The 7,293-nt window shown below is 70.5% G+C and carries 6 protein-coding genes; 4 read left to right on the plus strand and 2 right to left on the minus strand.

Going from position 1 to position 7,293, the window contains the following annotated elements; all coding sequences use genetic code 11:
- Position 1: 1 nt before the first annotated feature.
- Positions 2–2,551 carry a BTAD domain-containing putative transcriptional regulator gene (locus ABZX92_RS25550; RefSeq protein WP_355564181.1) on the minus strand — a complete coding sequence of 850 codons (2,550 nt, stop codon included), beginning with the start codon at positions 2,549–2,551 and terminating at the stop codon, positions 2–4.
- Between the two features lie 62 nt (positions 2,552–2,613).
- Between ABZX92_RS25550 and ABZX92_RS25555 the strand changes: the two genes are divergently transcribed.
- From ABZX92_RS25555 to ABZX92_RS25565, 3 genes are read left to right on the plus strand one after another with little or no spacing between them, the layout of a single operon-like run.
- Positions 2,614–4,236: a C39 family peptidase gene (locus ABZX92_RS25555; RefSeq protein WP_355564184.1), complete on the plus strand. Its 1,623-nt coding sequence runs from the start codon at positions 2,614–2,616 to the stop codon at positions 4,234–4,236.
- Between the two features lie 42 nt (positions 4,237–4,278).
- Positions 4,279–4,743 (plus strand): hypothetical protein, encoded by a 465-nt coding sequence (locus tag ABZX92_RS25560; RefSeq protein ID WP_355564186.1) that lies wholly within the window; start codon positions 4,279–4,281, stop codon positions 4,741–4,743.
- A complete protein-coding gene (locus tag ABZX92_RS25565) occupies positions 4,740–5,465 on the plus strand; it encodes an alpha/beta hydrolase (protein WP_355564189.1) in 726 nt (241 codons plus the stop codon). The genes ABZX92_RS25560 and ABZX92_RS25565 overlap by 4 nt, the downstream gene beginning before the upstream one ends.
- On the opposite strand, the gene ABZX92_RS25570 is transcribed toward ABZX92_RS25565, so the two are convergent.
- Positions 5,443–6,042: a TetR/AcrR family transcriptional regulator gene (locus ABZX92_RS25570; protein WP_355564192.1), complete on the minus strand. Its 600-nt coding sequence runs from the start codon at positions 6,040–6,042 to the stop codon at positions 5,443–5,445. The genes ABZX92_RS25565 and ABZX92_RS25570 overlap by 23 nt on opposite strands.
- 81 nt (positions 6,043–6,123) lie before the next feature.
- Here ABZX92_RS25570 and ABZX92_RS25575 point away from each other — a divergent pair, with 81 nt between their 5' ends.
- Positions 6,124–7,065: a beta-ketoacyl-ACP synthase III gene (locus ABZX92_RS25575; RefSeq protein WP_355564195.1), complete on the plus strand. Its 942-nt coding sequence runs from the start codon at positions 6,124–6,126 to the stop codon at positions 7,063–7,065.
- The last annotated feature ends 228 nt before the right edge of the window (positions 7,066–7,293 follow it).

A 7,293-nucleotide genomic window follows, 5' to 3' on the forward strand; every position in this document is an offset into this window, starting at 1 on the left:
ACTAGGCCGTGCCCAGCCCCGCCAGCTTGCGCGACGCCTCCGTCTCACCCCAACGGAAACCGATCCGCCGCGACAGCTCCACCGCCTCGCGGTACGACGCCTTGGCCTCTTCGGTGCGTCCCGCGAGTTCGTGCACGGTGCCGCGGTCGAGCAGCACACCGGCCTCGATCTGCCTGTCCCCCACCGATCGCGCGAGCTGCAGCGCCTCCTCGGACAGCTCCAGCGCCTGGTCCAGCGAGCCCAGCTGGCGGTGCGCGTCGGCCATGTTCGCCAGCGCATGCAGCTCACCGGAACGGTCGCCGCACGTGCGGAAGGTCGTCAAAGTCTCCTCGTAGCAACCCAAAGCGGCGGGGAGATCGCCGAGCGCCGCGTGCACGAGGCCCAGGTTGGTGCGCACGTAGGCAGCGCCCTGGGAGTCGGACAGCTCCTCGCGCAACGTCAGCGAGGCCTCCAGCGAGGTGACGGCGGCGGGCAGGTCGCGGCGGCGCCAGTGCACGATGCCGAGGTTGTTGAGCGTCACGGCTTCGAGCTGCCGGTCGCCCAGCGAGCGGGCCAGGCCGAGTGCCGCCGCCCAGTGCTGCTGGGCCTCGGCGAACTTGAAGCCGCGCTCGCAGGCCGCGCCGAGCTCCTTCAACGCCAACGCTTCCGCGCGCACGTCGCCGAGCGTGCGGGCGGCTTCCAGCGCGAGGGTGTTCAGCTCCGCCCAGTCCGCCACCTCGGAGCGGCGGCGGAAGTACCACGACAGCCCGGCCGCGAACGCGACCGCGTCGGCGGGCGAGGCCTGGTGCGCGGCGGCGATCAGGTTCTCGCGCTCCTCGGCGAGCCAGAGGTCGGTCGGGTTGTCCGCCAGGGCTTCCAGGTAGTGCTTGTGCAGGCGTTCCAGCGCGAGCGAGCGTTCGGCCGACGACTCCGAGCCCCGGCACCGCTCCCGCGCGAACAACCGCAGCAGGTCGTGCAGGGCGAACCGGCCGGGCACGGGTTCCTCGACCAGGTGCGCGTCCGCCAGTTCGCCGAGCAGTTCCTCCACGTCCGGCACGTCCGTCAGCGCCCGTGCCGCCGCCACCGCGAAGTCCGGGCCGTCCAGCAGGCCGAGGAGCCGGAAAACCCTTGCCACATCAGTGGATCCGAGCTCGGCGTAGCTGACCTCGAACGCCGACCGCACCGCGACGTCGCCCGCTTTCAGCTCGTCGAGCCGGCGCGTCTCGTCCGCCAGACGTGCCGCGAGCAGCGGCGCGGTCCACTGTGGACGAGCGGCCAGCCGGGCACCCGCGATCCTCAGTGCCAGCGGTAATCCGCCACACCAGCGCACCAGCTCCGCCGCGTCGTCGACCTTCCCGGCCACGCCTTCGAGCAGCTGGAAGGCGTCCTCCAGCGGCAGCGCGCCGAGCTTGACGTAGGAGGCGCCGTGCAGCGACGTGAGCGGGCGGCGGGACGTGATGAGCACGGCAGAGCCCGGACCGGTGGGCAGCAGGCGTTTGACCTGGGCCGCGGTGGAAACGTTGTCCAGCACCACGAGCAACCGCCGGGACGCGGTCAACGACCGGTAGCGCAAGGCCTCCTCGTCGCCGGGACGTTCGCCGAGCGCGCGCAGGAACTGGCTCAGGACCCGGTCGGAGGCGCCGTCGGAGAGGTCGGCGTAGAGCTGGCCGTCCGGGAACCGCGCGGCGATCTCGTGCGCCGCCCGGATCGCGAGGGCGGACTTGCCGATGCCCGCCTGCCCGGTGAGCACGCACACCGCGACCCGGTCCTGCCGGGGCTGGGCTTTGATCAGGTTCAGCTCGCGCGACCGGCCGGCGAACGTGACCACGTCCGGCGGCAGCTGCCGGATCGCCGACACGCCAACGGGTTTCGCGCGCAGGATCTCGGCCTGGAGCCTGCGCAGCGACTCTCCCGGCTCGACGCCCAGCTCGTCCATGAGCACGCGGCGGCACTCCTGGTACGCGGCCAGCGCCTCGGCCGCGCGTCCGGCGCGGTGCAGCGCCACCATCTGCTGCTCGCGCAGGCGTTCGTGCAACGGGTGCTCGCGGACCCACTCGTTCAGGTCGGCGACGATCTCGACGTGCCGGCCCAGGTCCAGCTCGGCCTCGGCGCACTCGACCCGCGCGGCCAGCCGCAGTTCCTCCAGCTGCGCGACGACCCCGCGCAGCAGCCCGGCGGCGGCGAGATCGGCCAGCGCCGGACCGCGCCACAACGCGAGCGCCTCGCGGTAGCTCTGCGGCGTGCGTTCCTCGCGGGCCAGTTCGAGCAGCGCCGTGAACCGGGTCAGGTCCAGCTCGGCCGGGTCGATCGACATCAGGTAGCCGGGCGCGCGCGACAGCAGCCGCGAGCCGACGATCTTGCGCAGCTGGTAGACGTAGACCTGCAGGTTCTTCAGCGCGGTCTTGGGCGGCGCGTCGTCCCACAGCACGCTGATCAGCCGGTCGACGGAGATCACCCGGCCGGGCTGGGCGAGCAGCAGCGCGAGCACCGCCCGTTGCTTGGGCGGGCCGAGGCTCAGGCGCACGCCGTCATCGGCGTAACACTCCAGCGGCCCGAGCACGCGGAACTCCACGATCCCGATCGTAACTACCGGACGCATACCGAACACATGCCACGCGGCATGACGTTTGACCCATGACGAAAACCTCCCTGGCCCTGGTGGTGGCACTCGGCACGCTGGCCGCCGCCGTGTCCCCCGCTCAGGCCGCCGAGCCCTACTCCGAGAGCCCGTCGCTGTCGCAGGCCGTCCGTTCGGACACCGGCTACGACGTGACCGTTGGTGGCGTCAAGAGAGCCACCGTCCAGGTTTCCGACCCGGCGTACACAGTCCGTTCGACGTCATCGGCCGACGGCTCGTCCGCAGCTGTGATCTCCGACTTCAACGGCACCTACGGCACGTCCGTGCAGACGTTCGACCGCTACGGCAAGTCTCGTTTCATCGCCCGCGGCGCGATCACGTCGGCCGTGTTCCACGGTTCTGTCCTGGCCTATGCGGACGGCGAGAACGTGGTCGTCGACGGGGTGGTCGCGGGCAAGCTCAAGGGCCGCGCACCGCAGCTGCTCGGCTTCACCTCCGACGGCACCGGACTGCTGGCCGTGCAGCACCCGGACGCGGCCGACGACAGCACCTACGTCGGCTCGCTGGTCCGCTTCGACCTGAAGTCCGGCGCCGCGAAGCCGTTGATCAGCAGTGACTCGACGGCTCTGTACCGCGACTTCAAGCTCGTCGACATCTTGGGCGAGCGGCACGTCAGCTTCATCAAGCACAACGAGATCTACCGCTGTGGTGGCGCGGAGCCGCAGTACCTGGGCCTGGTCTCGGAAGACGGTGTCGTCCGGTCGTTGGTCGGCGAGACTCGAAACCACTACCGCAGCGCGGTGTGGAGCACCGACGGCGCACGCGTGGCCTACGAGGTCATGGGTTGCGTGTCCGACAAGTTGCTCGGGCCGAACCAGTTCGACGGCTTGAACGGCGTCTACGTGCAGGAACTGGGGACCGGCAAGGCGTCCCGGGTCGTCGAGGGTCTGTCGTTCAACTACGCGCTGACCGCTCTCAACGGGTCCGAGGCCGTCGTCGGCAGCCCGCAGAAGGGTTACATGAAGGCCGCCGGGCTGAAGGCGTCGACGCTGGACGGCCAGGTCACCACGATGGGCCGCCTCAACCGCGCCGAGTACATCCACCAGCTGTGGGACACGCGCAACGAGTTCAACGGCAACTCCTCCTGCGGCCCGACCAGCGCCGTGATCGACCTCGTCACCTACCAGCTGCCCAACGAGTTCGGCGTGCAGGTCTCGCAGCCGTCCTCGCACTGGTCGAAGTGGGGCCGCTACATCACCGACGAGTTCAGCAACCGCGGCACCACCTTCAACCGCACCATGAACGACTGGTCGCGCACCGGCAGCTGGAAGGGCGCGCACGGCTGGATCACCGGCTACTACTGCGGCGGCAACCCGGCCCGCCCCTGCGCCTCCTGGGAGTCCGAGCGCGACTTCCTGGCCCGCAACGGCGCCGCGGTCCAGCAGGGCAACTTCACCCCGGCCCAGGTCCGCGCGTTCATCGACCAGGGCAAGTTCGTGATCATGAGCGGCTCGTGGGGCTCGACGGCCGGCCACCTGTCCGTGGTGATCGGCTACCACGACAACGGCTCGTTCTACGTCCACGACACCTATGGCGCGGGCACGGACGGCAGCTACGACGGCGCGAACCAGCTCTACACCTGGGGCTACATCGCGCCGGTCCAGATGTGGGCGGCCTAACTACTTGACGGCAGGCGTCAAGTACTTGCTATTGTCTGTCAAGTGGCGACCACCTCGGAACACGTGGACCTGCGCGACGACCTGATCCGGCTCGTGACGAGCCGGCTGCTCGACCCGCTGGAGATCCTGTTGCCGCAGGCCGACCTCGTCGGCCTGCGGTCTTCCGTGTCCGCCGACGCGGAGATGTGGGCGGCTCAGCTGCTGGGCGATGACGACGCGTTGGCCAAAGGCTTGGCCATCAGGCTCATGGCCGTCCTCTACCCCGGCGACGCGCCGTTCGACCCGCCGGACGCGTGGTGGGCGACGCCGCTGGGCCGCGTCACCGCGCGCCGGGCCGGGCACCCGAGCAAGGAGGGCGTGTCGTTCGGGGTGGCCGGCGCCATGCTCGGCATCACCCGGCAGGGCGTTCACGACCTGGTGAGCCGCCACAAACTCGCGCGTCACCCCGACGGCGGCGTCACCGTCGCCTCGATCCGTGCCCGCCTCGACCACCGGAGAGAACTGTGAAGCTCGCGGCTCATGATTTCGGCGGCGACGGCCCGCCGCACCTGCTGTTGCACGGCGCCGGAGGTGCCATGTCGGCGTGGGACTCCGTTGCGCCACAACTGAACGGGCGTTGCGTGGCCGTCGACCTGCGCGGTCACGGTCAGTCTCCGGACGGGCCGTGGGAGTGGGACGCGGTGCTGGACGACCTGGAGGCCACGACTGTCCAGTTCGGACTGACCAATCCGATCGTCGTCGGGCACTCGCTCGGCGGCATCCTCGCCGGGATGTGGGCGCGGCGGCACTCCGACTGCCCGGCGGCGGTCAGCCTGGACGGACATCGTGCGGCCGCAACGGATCCGGCCAACTACGTTCGTTACGAGCGGCTGGAGGCGGACCTCGCCGAGCTGGACGCCATCTTCGCCGCGCAGCAGGAGATGATCACGCGCCCGAACCGCGAGATCACCGGCGTGTGGCGGACATCGGCGGAGTTCGCGGACGCCCTGCCGGTCTTCGCCGCGGTGACGGCGCCGTTCCTGCTGGTGCTGGCCACGAAGAACCTGCCAGTGCCACCGAACCTCGTGCCGCTGCTGGACGCTCACCGCGCGGGCCTGCGGCGCGACCTTCCGCTGGTCTGCCCCAACGTGCGCGTGCACGAGATCGACGCGACGCACGGCATGGTTTCCGAACAGCCCGCCGAGGTGGCCGCGATCGTGAACGACTTCACCCGCCGAGCAGCCGCCTGATCGCTTTGCGGGCCCGGGCGGGTGCGGCGGCGTCGTGCTCCAGCTGCAGGAAGTGGTTGAGCGCCAGCATGATCCCGACGATCTCGTAGATCAGCTGGTCGACGTCGGTGTCCTGCGGCAGCTCGCCGAAGCTCATCGCGCGCCGGATGTGGATCCGCAGATCCCTGCGCCACAACGCGTTCATGCCGGCCAGCGCGTCCCGCACCCGCCCGTCGCGTCCGTCGAACTCCGTCGTGGCCGCGGTGAAGAAGCACCCGCCGGGCAGCACCTCGCGTTCGAGGTAGGAGACCCACGCCTCGCAGACAGCGCGGAGATGCGGCAGCCCGGACGGCGCCTGCTTGACGCGCTCAGGGACCTCCCGCGAGAACACCGCCGCGGCTTCGTCGACCACGGCGAGCTGGAGGCCTTCCTTGGTGCCGAAATGGCCCAGCAGACCGGCCTTGCTCATCCCCAGCTCGTCGGCGAGCCGGCCGATCGTCAGCCCCTCCAAGCCTTCCGCCGACGCGATGGCCAGGCTCCGTTCGAGGATGCGCTGCCGCGTCTCGAGGGTGTCGGCGACGGAACGACGTGGGCTCACACACAGATCCTAACCTCTTTAGCTACCGACCGATCGGTTGCTATATTCGCCGGGCCAGCAGTCTCGCCGAAGGAGCCCACCTTGTCCGGATCCCGTGTCGTCGCGCTCGGCCACCACCAGCCGCAGCGCGTGCTGACCAACGCCGACCTGGAGAAGATGGTCGACACCAACGACGAGTGGATCCGCCAGCGCACCGGCATCGCCACCCGCCACATCGCCGACGACGAGTCCGTGGCCGACATGGCAACGGGCGCGGCGGCCAAGGCCCTCGCCGCCTCCGGGCTGGCGCCGTCCGACATCGGCCAGGTCATCGTCGCCACCTGTTCCGCGATCGACCGCTGCCCGTCGACCGCCGCCCAGGTCGCGGCCCGCCTGAACATCCCGAACGCGGTCTGCTTCGACCTCAACAACGCCTGCGCCGGCTTCTGCACCGCCCTCGCCACCGCCGACCACACGATCAGGGCCGGCGCCGCCCGGCACGCCCTGGTCATCGGCGCCGAGAAGATGTCCGACCTCACCGACTGGACCGACCGCGCCAGCTGCATCCTGCTCGGCGACGGCGCGGGCGCGGCCATCGTCAGCGCCACCGACGACCCCCAGATCGGCCCGGTCACCTGGGGCTCCGACCCGACCCGCAACAACGCCGTCCGCCTCGTCGGCGAGTGGCAGCCGCGGTTCGCCCAGGAAGGCCAGGCCGTGTTCCGCTGGGCCACGAGCGAGCTCCCCGCCGTCGCCGCCCAGGCCTGCGAACGCGCGGGCATCACCACCAAGGACCTCGCGGGCATCGTCACGCACCAGGCCAACCTGCGCATCATCGAGGCCATGACCCGCAGGCTCGACCTGCGCGACGACGTCATCATCGCCCGCGACGTGGTGGACTCCGGCAACACGTCCGCCGCCTCGGTCCCGCTCGCACTGTCCAAAATGGCCGAACGCGGCGAGCTCCCGTCCGGCCAGCCAGTCCTGATCTTCGCTTTCGGTGGCGGCCTCTCCTGGGCGGGCCAGGTCATCACGGCTCCGTGACGCACAGCCGCAGGTCCGCCCCCACGCTGGAACGCAACCACAGCAAGGGAACCACGGACCCAACGGTGCGTTCGGAGCGAAGGCACGTACGTACGAACTGGCCGTACCAGCGTGGCTTTCGCTCCACGAACAACAGAGCCGGGGCGGGCCGCCTGACGAGCAAAGAACTTCTGGCCAGCTGCTCAGCTCTGCTCAGGCCGGTGTGGGGGGCGCGGGGGCCGCCCGGCC

The sequence above is a fragment of the Lentzea sp. NPDC006480 genome, from assembly GCF_040611995.1.
Lineage (GTDB): Bacteria > Actinomycetota > Actinomycetes > Mycobacteriales > Pseudonocardiaceae > Lentzea.